The sequence below is a fragment of the Mucilaginibacter sp. CSA2-8R genome, assembly GCF_038806765.1.
Classification (GTDB): Bacteria; Bacteroidota; Bacteroidia; order Sphingobacteriales; family Sphingobacteriaceae; genus Mucilaginibacter.
Genome location: NZ_CP152389.1, coordinates 2,905,434 through 2,920,879 on the forward strand (window position 1 = coordinate 2,905,434; position 15,446 = coordinate 2,920,879).

Annotated in this window: 16 protein-coding genes; 7 read left to right on the forward strand and 9 right to left on the reverse strand. The window is 41.6% G+C overall.

Translation table 11 applies throughout. From position 1 onward, the window contains the following. Window positions 1–8: 8 nt before the first annotated feature. On the reverse strand, window positions 9–1,493 hold the full coding sequence (locus AAGR14_RS12225) for a PAS domain-containing sensor histidine kinase (protein ID WP_342644499.1): 1,485 nt from the start codon (window positions 1,491–1,493) through the stop codon (window positions 9–11). Between the two features lie 513 nt (window positions 1,494–2,006). On the opposite strand from AAGR14_RS12225, the gene AAGR14_RS12230 reads away from it, so the two are divergent. The 4 genes from AAGR14_RS12230 (at window position 2,007) to AAGR14_RS12245 (ending at window position 4,785) form a co-directional block, all read left to right on the forward strand. After that, window positions 2,007–2,657: a response regulator transcription factor gene (locus AAGR14_RS12230; RefSeq protein WP_342644500.1), complete on the forward strand. Its 651-nt coding sequence runs from the start codon at window positions 2,007–2,009 to the stop codon at window positions 2,655–2,657. 201 nt (window positions 2,658–2,858) lie between these two features. Beyond that, window positions 2,859–3,569 (forward strand): hypothetical protein, encoded by a 711-nt coding sequence (locus AAGR14_RS12235; RefSeq protein WP_342644501.1) that lies wholly within the window; start codon window positions 2,859–2,861, stop codon window positions 3,567–3,569. Between the two features lie 100 nt (window positions 3,570–3,669). Beyond that, complete coding sequence (locus tag AAGR14_RS12240; RefSeq protein ID WP_342644502.1) at window positions 3,670–4,164, forward strand: hypothetical protein; 495 nt, start codon at window positions 3,670–3,672, stop codon at window positions 4,162–4,164. A 207-nt stretch (window positions 4,165–4,371) separates the two neighbouring features. Next, window positions 4,372–4,785: a helix-turn-helix transcriptional regulator gene (locus AAGR14_RS12245; protein ID WP_342644503.1), complete on the forward strand. Its 414-nt coding sequence runs from the start codon at window positions 4,372–4,374 to the stop codon at window positions 4,783–4,785. Between the two features lie 41 nt (window positions 4,786–4,826). Here AAGR14_RS12245 and AAGR14_RS12250 read toward each other — a convergent pair whose 3' ends face one another. The 3 genes from AAGR14_RS12250 to AAGR14_RS12260 form a co-directional block, all read right to left on the reverse strand. Then, complete coding sequence (locus tag AAGR14_RS12250; RefSeq protein ID WP_342644504.1) at window positions 4,827–5,027, reverse strand: hypothetical protein; 201 nt, start codon at window positions 5,025–5,027, stop codon at window positions 4,827–4,829. Window positions 5,028–5,042: 15 nt separating this feature from the next. Next, window positions 5,043–5,600, reverse strand: a complete 558-nt coding sequence (locus AAGR14_RS12255; protein WP_342644505.1) for a hypothetical protein — start codon at window positions 5,598–5,600, stop codon at window positions 5,043–5,045. Between the two features lie 86 nt (window positions 5,601–5,686). Then, on the reverse strand, window positions 5,687–7,753 hold the full coding sequence (locus AAGR14_RS12260; protein ID WP_342644506.1) for an ATP-binding protein: 2,067 nt from the start codon (window positions 7,751–7,753) through the stop codon (window positions 5,687–5,689). A gap of 385 nt (window positions 7,754–8,138) precedes the next feature. Between AAGR14_RS12260 and AAGR14_RS12265 the strand changes: the two genes are divergently transcribed. Together AAGR14_RS12265 and AAGR14_RS12270 are read left to right on the forward strand one after the other, a co-directional pair. Continuing rightward, window positions 8,139–9,680, forward strand: coding sequence for a PAS domain-containing protein (locus AAGR14_RS12265; RefSeq protein WP_342644507.1), 1,542 nt, complete (start codon window positions 8,139–8,141; stop codon window positions 9,678–9,680). A gap of 147 nt (window positions 9,681–9,827) precedes the next feature. Further along, a complete protein-coding gene (locus tag AAGR14_RS12270; RefSeq protein WP_342644508.1) occupies window positions 9,828–11,396 on the forward strand; it encodes a hypothetical protein in 1,569 nt (522 codons plus the stop codon). Between the two features lie 30 nt (window positions 11,397–11,426). Here the strand turns inward: AAGR14_RS12270 and AAGR14_RS12275 are convergent, their stop codons facing one another. Next, window positions 11,427–11,954, reverse strand: coding sequence for a DUF892 family protein (locus AAGR14_RS12275; protein WP_342644509.1), 528 nt, complete (start codon window positions 11,952–11,954; stop codon window positions 11,427–11,429). Window positions 11,955–11,965: 11 nt separating this feature from the next. Then, a complete protein-coding gene (locus tag AAGR14_RS12280; RefSeq protein WP_342644510.1) occupies window positions 11,966–12,331 on the reverse strand; it encodes a response regulator in 366 nt (121 codons plus the stop codon). Window positions 12,332–12,728: 397 nt separating this feature from the next. Here AAGR14_RS12280 and AAGR14_RS12285 point away from each other — a divergent pair, with 397 nt between their 5' ends. Next, the gene (locus tag AAGR14_RS12285) at window positions 12,729–13,493 is read left to right on the forward strand and encodes an SDR family oxidoreductase (protein ID WP_342644511.1); all 765 of its coding nucleotides are present in this window, start codon (window positions 12,729–12,731) and stop codon (window positions 13,491–13,493) included. Window positions 13,494–13,664: 171 nt separating this feature from the next. Here AAGR14_RS12285 and AAGR14_RS12290 read toward each other — a convergent pair whose 3' ends face one another. From AAGR14_RS12290 to AAGR14_RS12300, 3 genes are all read right to left on the reverse strand, one after another. After that, a complete protein-coding gene (locus tag AAGR14_RS12290; RefSeq protein WP_342644512.1) occupies window positions 13,665–14,366 on the reverse strand; it encodes a GDSL-type esterase/lipase family protein in 702 nt (233 codons plus the stop codon). A 201-nt stretch (window positions 14,367–14,567) separates the two neighbouring features. Beyond that, window positions 14,568–14,768 carry a hypothetical protein gene (locus tag AAGR14_RS12295; RefSeq protein WP_342644513.1) on the reverse strand — a complete coding sequence of 67 codons (201 nt, stop codon included), beginning with the start codon at window positions 14,766–14,768 and terminating at the stop codon, window positions 14,568–14,570. Next, window positions 14,711–15,415 (reverse strand): hypothetical protein, encoded by a 705-nt coding sequence (locus AAGR14_RS12300; protein ID WP_342644514.1) that lies wholly within the window; start codon window positions 15,413–15,415, stop codon window positions 14,711–14,713. Before AAGR14_RS12300 ends, AAGR14_RS12295 begins: the two co-directional genes overlap by 58 nt. Window positions 15,416–15,446 lie beyond the last annotated feature (31 nt).

The following is a 15,446-nucleotide window of genomic DNA, read 5'->3' on the forward strand; positions in this document are numbered from 1 at the left end:
ACCCGTGTTTAACTAGAAGCTTCAACGCTTACATCAGCCGGAAACGCAATTTTAAAGGTGCTGCCATGGCCCGGTACACTTTCTAAACTGATAGTTCCATGCAAAACCTCAATATGGCTTTTTACTAAAAATAAGCCAAGCCCCTTACCGCTTTTGGTTGCCGTAAAACGCCTGTAAGGCTTAAACAAGTCGCCTTCATGTCGCCCTGTATCAATGCCGATACCGTTATCTGCTACCGTTATCCGTAAGGTGTTATCAGTAACCAGAAAGTCAATCTTTATTATCGGCGCCTGTTCAGACCGGTATTTGATTGCGTTGCTAATCAGGTTTAAAAATATACTATACATGTAGGCTCGGTGCGTTAACCAAACCAACGGCCCCTTCGGCACAATAATATTAGCCTGTGTTTGAGCAATCTGGTCGCTTAGCACAGTTACAACCTTTTCAATAATTTCTACGACGTCAACGTTCTCTTTGTGTATTTCGGTGGAGCCATCGGTAATTGACAGTATCTCGCTCAAATCCGTAATTACTTCATCCAGGCTATTCATAGATACCTTGAGGTGTTCAATACAAAAATCTATGGCAGTCGGGTCGCTTTTATCTTCCTCAAGCATATCAACCAGGCCAATAATGTTAGCTACCGGCGACCGCAAATTGTGCGACACAATATAGCCGAATTGCTGTAACTCGCGGTTGCGCTTGTAAAGGTCACTGGCCAATTGTTTAAGTTCGGCCAAGGTTTTGTTTCGTTGCGAAATGTCATGTTGTGCACCCACCATGCGTATCGCCTTACCAAGATCGTTACGAATTACAAAACCACGGTCAACTACATCGGCATAGCTGCCATCGCCACGCCTAAAACGGTACTCCTTTTTCCAAACGGTTTGTTTGCTTTCTATCACCTCCCAAATACTGCTTACCACATCAGAGGCATCATCGGGGTGTATAAAATCTGTCCAGGTACCCACATCAGTACGCGCATGGGCCAGCGAGTGCCCAAATATAGATTTAAACCCATCGCCCCAAAATAAGGTGTTCTTATTTAAATCCCAGTCCCATATCGCATCCGAAGTTGCCTTCGTTACATATTCATACCGTAAATTGCTGGCTTCTAATGATTCGCGCAGTTTAGCGGATTGCTGCCTGTCTTTACCATCGCGGGCAGTTACGTAAATTAACTGATCTTCTTTATCAAAGTTAAAACTCCAAAGCATAGGAGCTTCGGTGCCGTCTTTACGGCGGCAGTTGTTGGCATATTTTACTACAGTTTTGCCCTGCAACACCCGCTTTAAAACATCTTGCGAACCTTCTGCATCCCCAACACAAACAAAATCAATAAATGGCTCACCTGTAAGTTCGTCCGGATGGTAGCCTAACAAGGGTTGTACTGCATCACTTACCCTCACAAATCGTCCGTTGGCGTCAATTACGCAGATTAAATCAAGTGAGAAAGTAAATATTTTGTTGAGTTCGTTAGTAGTAGTATTCAAAACGTAATAAGGTTAAAGTATTATCTGAATGCGTTGCTATCAAGCAGCCTCAACACAGATAATAATTAGGGCAATACACTTGGAGGCCTATCAAAGCATCCATAAATCAGGCAACAATATACCACAAATGCGTGTAATTAGTCAACATAATTTATTTATTGATAAATATCCTTTGTCTGTTGAAATTAAAGTGATTATCATATAACTTAATCTTTGTTAAAAGAGTGTTATGTTCCACTTTGTAAAAAATTATAAAGCAAAAACGCAGATTTTAGCGTTTTAAGTATCAATTAAAACATAAATGACAAGCAGTCACCTTAAAAAAGTAATATTAGATGATCAATGCCATAGTTGCTTTGCACCTCTTTTACTTATAAGTTTATATATAACAAACGTTTCAATTGTAATTAACTGATTTTGTATTGATATTGTGACAGCAGGCGTTTAAGGCTGCATTGCCCGTTTTTGAACAATATCTGTACATTTACCTGAAATCAAATTTGGCCGGCTTGTATGATCAGAATTATTTTGGTTGAGGACCATACTATTGTTCGAGACGGACTAAAAATTATATTGCAGAGTAATCCTGAATTTGTGATTGCGGCTGAAGCGGCGAACGGGCAAGAGGCGTTAAAACTGCTGAAGAATGGTGTTACCGCCGATGTTATACTAACCGACCTGAATATGCCCGTAATGGGAGGATTAGATTTGGCAGCCAGCATTGCTGAACGCTACCCGACTATCCGGCTCATTGTACTTAGCGGTTTTGATAACGAGAAGTTTTTACTGCAAGCATTTAAAGCCGGAGCCAAAGGTTACCTGCTTAAAAACGTGCAGCCACGCGAATTAAAGTTTGCCATCAGCCATGTGCACGAAGGTGCAGAATATATTTGCAGCGAGTTAACCAGCCGCTTTATGCACCGAATGCTTAGCCTGCCCGATTTGCGTAACGAGGCCCCGATTGACGATGTTAAATTTTCTGACCGTGATATAGATGTACTCAACTATCTGGCCGAGGGTTTGACCAACCAGGAAATTGCTGACAAGCTTTTTACCAGTAAAAGAACGGTTGAAGGGTACCGCGAAAACATGATAAACCGCACCGGCGTACGCAACACAGTTGCGCTGATTAGATACGCTATAATTCACGGTATTATCAGTTAGCCCTTACATAGAAAAACACCATCTACTTACTGCGAGTTGTTAAATGCCAGCTTAAAGAGTTGGATGACACTTTGCCTAACATTCGTCAGTATTTGTTAGCTAAATAGCATGTAAACAAAGTTGCTTAGCGGAATGCATGAAAATTTTGCCCTGACAAAAAATTTATTTTACATTTACTTTTATTTTAAAAGTACTTTTATAATGATAATATCAGACAAATTAGATGACCTGCATGCCCGAATAAAACACAACCGGTGGATGTATTATTTTTGGATATTTTGCCGTTTTGCATTGGCCGCTGGTTTTTTGCCGTCGGGCTATGTAAAAATAATCGGCGAACGCTTTACAAGTCTTTCCAACAATCATCCAATGGGGCATTACTTGGAGGCTTTGCATCACACCGGCTTTTATTACACGTTTATTGGCGTGGTACAAATGATGGCTGCACTCTTATTGCTCTTTCGTCGCACGGCCTTGCTTGGTGCGATTTTGTATTTTCCCATCATCCTCAATATCTGTTTACTGTCCATTGCCGTGCGTTTTGACGGATCGTTGATATCGTCGCCATTGATGGTTTTAGCCAATGCCTATTTGCTTTGTTGGGATTATGATCGCATTAAGCCATTATTGCCATTCAGGCAACCAAAATTGTTAACACCTCAGCCTATGAGCAACCGCTTCCCTACCCTGTTTTTTGCAGGTGTGTTTACCACTATGGTTGCAGTTATCATCGTACTTACGCAATTGGTGTTCGACATCAGGCCACGAAACACGGACGCAGACTGCAGGCTGCAGTGCCGACGAAGTAAAAACCAGAGCGCTTGCGAGATATTTTGCGATGACATTCATCGGGAGGGCAAGCCTTTAGAGCAAGCTTTAGAGAGCTATCATCAAATAGTGGGTAAAAAATAAAAGCGTCCATTAGTCGCTTCAGCTGTTATTGACAATTAAACCATAACCGAAACGTTAACTCCTACGTATATAAAAAAATTATAGGCAAAATATTGTACCCTTGGTTAAAAACGTATTGCTTTTTGTTTTAGTTGTGTTAAGTGCCTGCAGCAGTGATGCTGATTACCGCGAGCAAGTACGGGCTGTAATTGAAAAGCAGGCATCTAAAGGCAACACCCTGCAAGAGGTAGCCATTGAGGTTGCAGAACCAGTGGCGCCCTCCTACTTCGATACACGGCAGTACCGCGATATTAACGCGCGCGTTAAAACACTTCAGCAAAAAAACCGCGGGTACCAGCAACAGCTTAGGGTAACGTCCTCGCCCTTGCAACGCAACATGTATCTTACGTTAATTGAGCGCAATGCTGCCAATATTGTGCAGCTTTGCAATATTATTGAGGGGGGCGATAAGCGCTTTAAAGGTTCTAAAATGATAAAGTGGAAGGTTAACGCCTTTTACACCCTCAAAGACAAAAACGAGCGCGAACATAAATATGCCGGCACTTTTGCCGTAGATGAAAATGGCGTTACCGTGCTTGAGAACAAAAAGATTTAGTCTTGCTCACTACTCTAAACTATCTTTAACCAATAAGGCTCCACATCAATCTTTCTACATATCTGCTAGACAGTTATATACATCTTTTTATTTATAATTATAAATTGCAATTTAACTTTTTCAGTTTTGCACAACTGTAAAAATTTAATATAAATTTGTTATTCATAAAACAAATCGCTAACTGTGTAAGTTAGCTTAAAGTAAGTTATGGGTAAAGAAAAGTTTTCGGCAGCAGATATTGCCGCCAATCAAAAAATTGGCTCTAAGTTGCGCTATTTTAGAGAGAGTCTTGGATGGACTTTAGATGAAACGGCGGCTAAACTTAGCCGTTCTAAAGGGCATATTTTTAACCTCGAAAAAGGCGTCACCTCCCTATCGGCCAAAGATCAGGAAGTATATTTTAGCCTTGGCTTTAATTTAGCCTGCCTTTACAGCGACGACGAACCCATCGAAAGAGTTGAACCTACCAAACGCGATTTATTACTTGATACCAAAACAATCATCAATCGCCTAAGCCAGGTGATTGAACAAAATAACGGCCTGCGCACCGCCGTGCATAATCTTACTAACCGCGTTGAACAGCTGGAAAAGCAATTTAAAAAAGCCGAAATCAGCCATTAAGATCAAAAAGCACAAGTGATCATTTAAACTTTGAAACTACATTACATACGCATTAATCGATTGCCAATTTGCAGAATAGCTTCTGATAACGAATTGATTTGACCCTGCATTTCGTTACGTTGATGTGCTTGCTCGGTAATCATCTGCATTTGATTTACCAAAGCCTGGTAAATCTCTTTGAGTAATTGTTGTTGCTCTAACACCGTATTTTCCAAGTCACTGATGCGCTGTTCGTCTGTCATGCGGATAAATGTAGATTAAATTTTACGTATTTTTTCAGTTGATGCGCTATCTGTAAATTTTTGAAGCTTGCGCAAATCTGGCTTGATGTTTAAATCAGCTAAAAATTCAACTAAGTAGCTTTTGAGCTGATACAATGTATACTTTACATTCAGTAATAAAACGCCTGCCATAAGCAAACCTGTCGTAATTATCAGCCAAAGATGGCTATGAAAAATGAATGGGGAGATAATTATTGCGTAAGCAAAAAATATGGACAGCAGCAGGCTAAAAATAAATAAACCATTTAACCGGGGTTTTATTACACAATGAAGTAATGTATGTTGAGCATCCTGGCTGACTAAAGAAACAATTATAATTCCATACAGATTGTTAGGAAACCTCAAGGCGATGACATTTTCCTCAATGTTTACTTTGGAGTAGTCAATTGCTGTATCGCTCGCCAAAAGTAAAAATCTGTATAAGGGAGCTTCGTTTTGCTTAAAATGCTTGATGCGATCATTCAGCAATTTAAAAATATCTTCTACGGATTGAGATACCTTAACATCATAACTTTTACTACCGAACAAAATCATGGTCAAAATTAGTTAATTCTGCTTAACCGGTGTTTTAGCTATTCCTGTTAATACTTATGTTATGAAACAACATTGAACATGTAACGTTATTGCGCTGCTGCCTGCAGCGAAAAACTAAACGTACTCCCCTTTCCCAATTCACTTTCTACCCAGATACGACCCTTGTGGCGCTGAATTATTTCCAGGCACAGGTACAAGCCTATACCAAAGCCTAATATGGTTTTAGAGTGTGTATCTTCTACCCTGTAATACCGGTCAAACACTTTTTGCTGATGCTGTGGTGATATACCAGGGCCGTAGTCGGTCACACTAATGGTCGGTTGGCTTTCTAATAAATTACAATGCAAATCAATCTCATGGCTTTCGGGCGCATATTTGACCGCGTTAGAGACGAAATTGGTTATTACTTGGCCTATTTTATCCCGGTCGGCATAAACTTGAAAGGAGCCGGAACAATTTAAATTAATTTGATGATTAGGATAGATCTCTTTACTTTCTTCCACAATTTCGGCCGCCAGTTCGCTTAAGTCAAAAGTTTCGGGATCCAAGTGTATTTTGCCGTCTTTAATCCTTGATACACTTAAAAAGCTTTGCACCATCCGCGACATCTTGGCTACCTGTTTATTAGCTTTTTTCAAGGCGTTGGCCTGGTAGTCGTCGCCCGCTTTTTCAGCTTTCATCTGTAATAGCTGTAAATAAGCACCCATTGAGGTAAGCGGCGTTTTAAGCTCGTGACTTACAATGCCTATAAAATCGCTTTTACGTTCTTCAACCTTTTTCCGGTCGGTTACATCCAGTACCGTACCCGACAGGTAGGCCTTCGTTTCAGCATCACCGTTAAAAAACCGACCGGTAGTGCGAATCCATCTAACATCCTGCGTGCCACGCGGTGTCATGGTATATTCCAGGTCGTAACTTTTACCCTCGTTTAACGCTGCATCTAATGCATCAGCTATTATTTGTCTGTAATCGGGTGTAACATGGCCTAATGCAACAGGTAAATTCAAATCTTCATCTGGCAAGTAGCCAAATATTTCTTTAAACCTTTGTGAGGCAATAAACTCATGGGTATCGGGCTCCATATACCAAGTACCTATCTGTGCTGAGGCCAGTGCCTGGTTAAGCAAAAGTTTGGCACGTGCCGCTTCTTGCCTGGCCACCAGCTGCTGGCGGTTGGCTTTTGTTATTTCCTGATTAATAAGCAAAAGCTTTTCGCTGGCTGCTTCTGCGTCCATACGCGCTTTAACCAGCTCCGTCACATCAGCAGCCATATTTATTACGCCGCTTACTTTACCGTCTTCCAGCAAAGGCGCGCAGGTAAAATTATAATAACCTATCTCTTCGCGGCCATTTTTGTTAAGTAGTATCGGCGTATTAACGCCTTGCCGGCGCGTTCCGGTTTCATAGACTTCTTTAATTTGCTGGTAGGGTTGCTGCCATTCTAATTCGGGCAGGGCTTGCAGCAAAGGTTGGTTAATAATATCGGCCGTTTTACCCAGCAAGGCGAGCATAGGCTGGTTAACAGCATCAATACGATAATCGGCACCGCGCAAAATAATTATCGCTACCGGAGCTTGCTCAATGAGTGCCAGGTTGCGGTTTTGTTCGATGCTTTGGTAAAGCCGGCGGTTTAGCTGACCGGCCTCCTGCAGTTGTATAACTTTGCGGCGCAGCTCAAGCTTATCCATTACCTGCCGGGCCAGTATTTTTAGCGATTGCTTTTGCTGGCCAGTTAATTCTCTTGGATGGTCGTCAGCAACACAAAGCGTTCCCAAAGCAAAACCTTCGTTGTTAATAAGCGGCACACCGGCATAAAAGATGAAAGGTGTTTCGGTATCGGTTATGGCGATATGGCTAAAGCGCTGATTAGACCGGGTATCGTCTATGATAAATATATCATCGGTGCTTTGTATAGCCTGCGCGCAAAGCGATTGCCCGAGGGGTGTTTCGGTAACAGCTATACCATGCTTTGACTTAAACCACTGCCTGTCGCGGTCAACCAGCGAGATGAGTGCAATTGGCACCTGGCATATACTTGCTGCAAGACTGGCAATATCGTCAAAATCCTTTTCTTCAATGGTATCCAGCACCTGGTAAGACTGCAAAGCTTGCAGCCGGTGAGGATTATTGATTATAGAAGAGCTTTCACTCATGGTTAAAGGATTAGGTAATTCAAATATATTAAAACAGATGCAAAACTGTTTTAATGATGGCTGATAAAATAAGCATTATATCAATAATATGACACAGAATGGCATGTATAATGCAACACATGCAAAATATTCTAAGTTTTACTTTTTATTAATGGGTAGCGATTATCTGCAAGGCGTTAAACCGCTGCATCAACAGCGAATGTACTTTGAATGATTAATTTGATTCAGCATTACATGTATCAGATAAATTAATCACTACATGTATGGCTATTATCCATTATAATATCAATATTTAAAACAAGTAGCTCATTTTTAACTTTAAGCAAAGGCGGTATCAAATTAGCTGCAATGTTTTAGAATCTGATACCTGCTTTTTTTAGCTGCTATGGACATGTCTCAACCCGAAATACCTGGCTCATTGGGCCAAACAACGTTAAAACTATTTGAAGCGGCGGTTAACGCTACCAGCAACGGCGTTGTGATTACCGACCACCAGCAGCCCGACGAACCTATTATTTACTGCAACCAGGCGTTTATGAGCCTTACCGGCTATGCTTATGAAGACATTATAGGCCATAACTGCCGTTTTTTACAAGCCGACGATCGTGACCAGGCCGCGCGCGATATACTGCGTGATGCCATCGCTAAAGGCGAGCACTGCAAAATTGAGTTGCGCAACTATAAAAAGAACGGAACTCTGTTTTGGAATGAATTGATTATGTCGCCCGTGAAAGACGAGCAGGGTAACATCACTCATTTTATTGGGGTACAAAATGATATAACCGGCCGTAAAGAAGCTGAACGTGCCTTAAAAAGCGAACAGGAACAACTGGAACAACGTGTACGTGACCGCACCTATGAACTTGAAGTAAACGAAGCCTACCTGGCAAGCATTGTTGAAACCGTGCGTGAAAGTTTGGTAGTACTCAATCAAGAGTTGATGATATTAAGTGTGAATGATCATTTTTGCCAGTTCTTTAAGCTAGCAGAAGATGAGGTACGCGGAAAACGATTGTTTGATATAGGCCGGGGTGAGTGGAATGGCCCTGAACTGGAAGACCTTTTGCGCAATGTATTGCCAAGTAACAACCCATTTGAAGGTTTTGAATTTGACAACACCTTTGCGCATATAGGCCGTAAGGTATTAGTGCTTAATGCCAGGCAGGTTACACTACGTGGTAAATATCAGGATCGTATTTTGCTGGCCATTGAAGATAAAACCGATGAGCGTGATGCCGAACAACGCAAAGGCGATTTCGTAAGCATTGCCAGCCACGAAATGAAAACGCCGCTTACCAGCATCAAAGGCAATATACAGATGATGCAACGGCGTACCGAAAAAAATAACGACGGAGACTATGCCGGCTTTTTAGAGAAAGCAGACCGGTCTATTCACCGCCTTGAAAAACTGGTATCCGACTTGTTGGATGTGGCTGGCTTACAAGAAGGAAATGTAGTGTATGACTACCGCCGTTTTGACTTTGATAAGTTTATGCGAGATGTTATCGACAGCATCCAGGTAGCACAGCCCAGTCATCAAATCATTATAAGCGGAGAAACAAACAAACAGCTAGAAGGAGATGCCTCCAGGTTGGAACAAGTGGTAATTAACTTGTTAAATAATGCTATTAAATACTCGCCAGAGGCAAGCCAGGTTCATATTTATCTGAGTGTGGTGAGCAATTACGTAAAAGTATCTATAACCGATTATGGTGTGGGCATTAAGCCCGAAGATCAGAAAAAGATATTTGGCCGGTTTTACCGTGCAGGCCAATCGCCGGGCAATTTTCAGGGTGTGGGCATAGGGCTGTATATTTCCAACAAAATTATACAAGAGCATCGCGGTTCATTATGGGTGGAAAGCAATGAAGGCGAAGGTTCGGTATTTAATTTCACCGTGCCAGTTGACCGGCCTAACATATCGTAATTGATTTTACAATAGCTTTTGATGGTTAGTAATACAAGACGCAACGCATCGAGATAGCGATACTTAAAAAAGTCGGAAGAGAATAAGCAAACATTTCTGCAATTTTTGAAGTGTTTATGTACCTTCGGATACTACATGTGCTAACCGATGAACCTTATCAACGACCTTATGCAAGCCGGCGTTATTACTGCCGACGATGCTCAGCAACTGGTTAAACATTTGCAGCGTGAGGCAAGTAACAGCAAGATATTAGCGACACTGTACACCTTTATGCTGGACAAGGCTTTTCCGGAGCAATCTAAAGGTGGCTTTAGGGTAACCCTCTACAAAGAAGATCCTAACCTTAAAAAGAAAGATATTAATGTAGATAAGCCTAACATTCTGCTCTTGATCCTGCTTTCACACCAAATTATAACTGACGAGGTTTATAAAAAGCTGCACAAGCATGCCATACCCGATACAGCAGACGGAAATGTAATTATACTGCATCTTGCCGGAGAACTCACGGCATATGCCGAAAATTTTACTATTGAGCAACAGCTTGCTTTTGCCAACACTTTATTAGGCGAACGCAAGCCTATACTTTACAATGGCATCTTAAACGAAGAACAGTTTGAACAGCTTAAAGCTGACATATACTCAGCAGAATTAGATACATACCTTGATTTTTTTAATTACAGCTACTGTTGCACAGGGCTGAGAATGCAGGAATCGGATACCGAACGCCAGGTAATTGACGTTGTTACGCCGGCATTAAACAAATTGATTTATGACAGTTTTAGTATAAGAAGCATCGAAATTGAGCAGGGAGATTTTAACGGCCATCCAACTTACGATAATCACCTGATAAAGATACTGCTGGACACGGGTGTGCGAAAATATAAGCGCTCCTACACCTGTACATTAAATACCAATATTAATAAGATAAGCAATAACCAGTTAGTAGAAAACATATTGCTGCTCGTCAATGACGTATTGGCCGATTTTGCAGCACCTTACCGTTTTACGGTGGTCACTAATAAGCATCATCCCCTATTGTTTCCTACACACGACGACCGTTACATGCTTTGCCGGCTCGACAGGCAGCAACAGTACGTTTTAGATTTTTACAACCTGCAGCGGCTCTCATTGTTTAGTCAGCCTCGCCCAAACTTTAATGAGGTTCTATCGTACAGACATATTGAGTACTTAATTTACCACTTTAATGCCTGCGGCTTACTCAATCATCTAAGCAAAAAGGTTGTTGATGACGTAACGGATGGTTTACACAAAAAAACCTACCAAAATGCTGATCAATTGCTGGCTGCGTTTCCGGGTACTTCCGTTACGGTGACCAGATATCCTATACCCAATCATCCACCCTACGCGCAAATTTTACAAGCATTCAGCGCGATGGCTGGCGGGGCAATTACTTTTACTGATATTGAAGATAATACACCAACAACAGCATCCTTAGAAGATGAAATAACGTACGAGGTAAATTTTCAGTGCAATGGCGTTCGCCATTCGGTTGAATGTCAATATTATTACGGTGAATTCAATGAAACCGTGTTACATTACATCAGTCGTAAAATTTTGAATGCAGACTTCCCTGATTTAATTTTACAAGGCTTGATTTTTGACGGTATTGATAATGATGCGTACACACTCGTTGCCCGTAAACAGCAGGTGTACCTTCTGCAAGCCAATATATCACTGGGCATAAGCCGTTTTTAGCGGCAAAACGGCTTCTTTAATCTATTTACCTTACTTAGACGACACGTATTTAGCCGTAATCAACAACATTAAGGTGCGGTCGGCTTTTGCCTCGTCGTAATTTTCGCGCAGCAGTTGCACTACCTGCTTATTTTTAAGTTTAACAGCTGCAATCTGTAAAATTTGGAATGATGCCATCTCGATGCTTTCGATATTTTGCATGTAGTACAATAAAGACAGATCGCGCAGGGCGGCATCATCTTTATACTCCATCACCGAGTCAAACGCGTCATCAACCAAGCCCAGCATGCCTTTGCAGCTATCGTCAGCAATTTCTTCATCCAGCAGCGTAAAAATTACTTCCATCCGGGCAATCTGCTTTTCGATGTCTTCGATGCTTTCGTTGATAGCGTGGCGCAACCCTTTAAAATTTGCTTCATTAACCAGCAAGGGTAACTTGCGCGAGAGGTGTACTTTGGCAGCGTACACTTTATTGAGATGATCAATAAAAAAGACTAGAATCTTTTCTTTAGTTACGGCTGGGCGGCCGGGCGACGGGCTTTTTTCTTGATTATCCATGATCGACGAATTTATAAAGGTATCAGCTCTTCTACTTTTTTGATCAGCTTAAAGATGTCAAACGGTTTGCTTACAAATGCGTCTGCGCCACAATAACTGGCAATCAGACTAATGTTAGCTTCTGCTGAAACCAATACAATTGGAAAATGTTCGTTCGGATAAGCATTTTTAATTTCGCGGCATATTTCGGCACCGGTTTTTTCCGAACCGGCCAGACGGATATCAAGTAACATCAAATCGGGATTTATTTGGTGGACGTACTCGGCTGCATGTCCGGTGTTTGATATTATAACCTCGTACCCCTCATCCTGAAATATAATATTGAGTATGTCTAAAATGTCTTCGTCGTCATCTATGATGAGTATACGTTTGGCCATGGGCAAGTTCTTTCAGCACACTAAGCAATTATATGTCCATAATTGTGGCAAAACCGTATAAGGTAGCCATTTACACACAAAATAAACTTTTCAACATTTATGTAACGGTTTTAACTTATTAAGTATATAATGAAAACTGCTTAGTTTAAACTACACATTCACCAATTTTAAACGATGTCAAAACACTTACAAATTTAAACCAGTTGCACGCCACACCGTTGGCATAATACAACAAAGCTTGCTGCACAAACTGCAACTCTATTAATACATCTATCACAGTATGAAAATATACACCCAATTTGTTTTTAAATTATGTTTGCACCTGGGCTAATAAACCCCGCGCTGCACGGTTGTGCAGCGATTAATATAATTAGTTTAATTACCAAACCATCTTATTATGTTCAGCCTTAAAAATAAAGTCGCCGTAATAACCGGAGGCGGAAGCGGTATAGGCAAAGCCATATCCAAACTGTTTGCAAAACAAGGTGCCGCCGTGCACATCATCGAAATGAACGCAGATGCCGCCCGCGAAACCGTTGGCGAGATACAAGCAGAAGGCGCCGAAGCTTATGCCTACAGTGCCGACGTTACCCAGCAACAACAAGTGGCCGACACGTTTAAACAAATTGGACGGACTGATATTCTGGTAAATAACGCCGGCATAGCTCACGTTGGCAATGTCGAAAAAACGGCGGAGAGTGATTTTGACCGGGTATATAACGTGAACGTTAAAGGCGCTTATAACTGCTTTTATGCAGCCATACCAGCCATGAAAGCTCAAGGCAGTGGTGTGGTACTCAGCATGGCCTCGATTGCCTCATGGGTGGGCATTACCGATAGGTTTGCCTACTCCATGAGTAAGGGCGCAATTCATGCCATGAGCATGTCTATCGCCCGCGATTACTTGCAGCACAACATCCGCAGCAACAGCATATCGCCGGCCAGGGTGCATACCCCGTTTGTGGATGGCTTTATCAATAAAAACTACCCCGGCCAGGAAGCACAGATGTTCGAAAAATTGTCGGCCAGCCAACCTATAGGTCGCATGGCTAAGCCCGAAGAAGTGGCGGCACTCGCACTGTTTTTATGCTCGGACGAAGCTGCATTCATCACCGGTTGCGACTACCCTATTGACGGTGGTTTTATAAAGCTAAATAACTAACGCCAGCTTTCGGTTAACAGACAACCATTTATGGTGCTTTGCAGTATTAAAAAGGAAACGCCTTCAGCAATAAAGCTAAAGGCGTTTTCTTTTTATAGATTTCTTTAATTCCTGACTCAAAAATATCTAAACCAAAAATCTATATTTTGTATTTAACACATTTACTAACAACTAATTAACGTACGGTTCGATTACCTTTTTCATAACCATATAACCTTCGCCATTCATGTGCAAGCCATCATAAGAAAAACTGCGGTTTAAACGCCCATCGTTACTGGCCAGGTTATCATAAACATTAATAAACGCCGTATTTTCTTCTTTTGACAGTTGAACTAACTTTTTATTGAGCGGCACAACCAATCTTGATGCCGGAGCAAAGTCTGATCGGGGCAGCTCACTGATGATGTGTATCTTACATTGCGGGTCGCCAGATTTAATGCGAGCCACAAGTCGTTTATACTTGTTGTAAATAGTATCAAGATTGGTATAATTTCCGGGTAAATCGTTCGCACAAGCTAGAAGAAAGATTTTAGTTGGTTTAAATTTAATTACCTGGTCTACACGCCTCAACATGCCATCCATCGTATCGCCGGCCAGTCCGCGGTTAATAATGGGCTTGTCAAATAGCTCACTCCAATCACAATTGTCAACCAAGCTGTTACCCATAAAAACAATTGAATTTTGTTTTCCGGGCATCACGTCGTAAATTTCTTCGCGGGCTTTCCAGTAACTATTAGGGTTCTTTTTTTGATAGGCGTGCTGCTCAGCATCTTTTTTCATATCAGTATAAAACTGCAGCTTTTTAACCACATAGATTACTGCAACAGGTATGAGCAGCAAGTTAAGTATTAAGGAGAATTTTAACCATTTCATAGCATTACGTTTAGATCTACATTACCGTTTATTTCCATTTAGAACTCTAAAAAGTTAATTTTGTTGCCTTCTAGTATATTTTACAAACAACTTCAAGTTAAAATTTAAATAACTTTTTGTAAGTCTTGATGACGTAACACTTTAGTATATCTTGTTTTTCAGCTACTTAAACAGTAGGTAATCTCTTACATAAAATATCGTTTAATTACCTGCTTTAATTAACTCTTCATACTTCTTTGTATAGGTTGCTTCTGCTTTATTGAGTAATAATTTGGTGTATACTTTGGCGTAAGGCATCAGCAAGATAGCGTCCCAGTGCATCAATTTGCCGCCAGCCAGTGAGTTTACGGTGTTAAGGTATCCAAACGGCGTAAACGCATCAATGCCGGCGCGTTTTTCCAAAGGTGTTGCAGGCGCTGCCAGTGTGTCGGCTTCCTGAGCGGCAAGTTTGGATAGCTCAAAAAAAAATGACGGGCCAGAGGCGCAGCATCCGTAATAGGCAGCCATTTTACGACATCAAAAAACTGTTGTATGTCAACTGCTGATGGCACGTGATTAGGGTAAGCCCGATGGTATAAAAAGTGGGTAAGGATCAATCCGCAGGTGCGCAGGTCGGGGTTGAGGTGTTCGCGCCAGGTATCGCCATAAGTTTGCTGATGCCTTACTATTTCGGTGGTCATGAGTTCACGTGCTTCCATTACGGCACCGTAGGCGTAGAAGCCTAAGTCATCTCCGATATTAATTACCTGCACTTTGCCTCCCGGATAACGCAATGTTACCTGCTTGGGTAAAACGCCAGCCTCGTAGGTATAGGCTAGTTGGTGCTGTAAACTTTGCGCAAACGGCAGTATAGCTCCGTTCAACGCGGCAACATCGCTAATACCATACAACTGCTCGACAGGTACCTGAGTAAGCGCACTAATGGCTTCGAGATCGCTTAAGGCAGGTTGCTGAAATTGGATCATCATCTGTAAAGTGACGTCCTGCAGGCTATCCGGAATTGATAATTTGATTTTTCCGTTGATGTGTTTAAATGTTCTTTCGGTCATAATTATTTAGTTGATAGTTAATAGGTAAAAT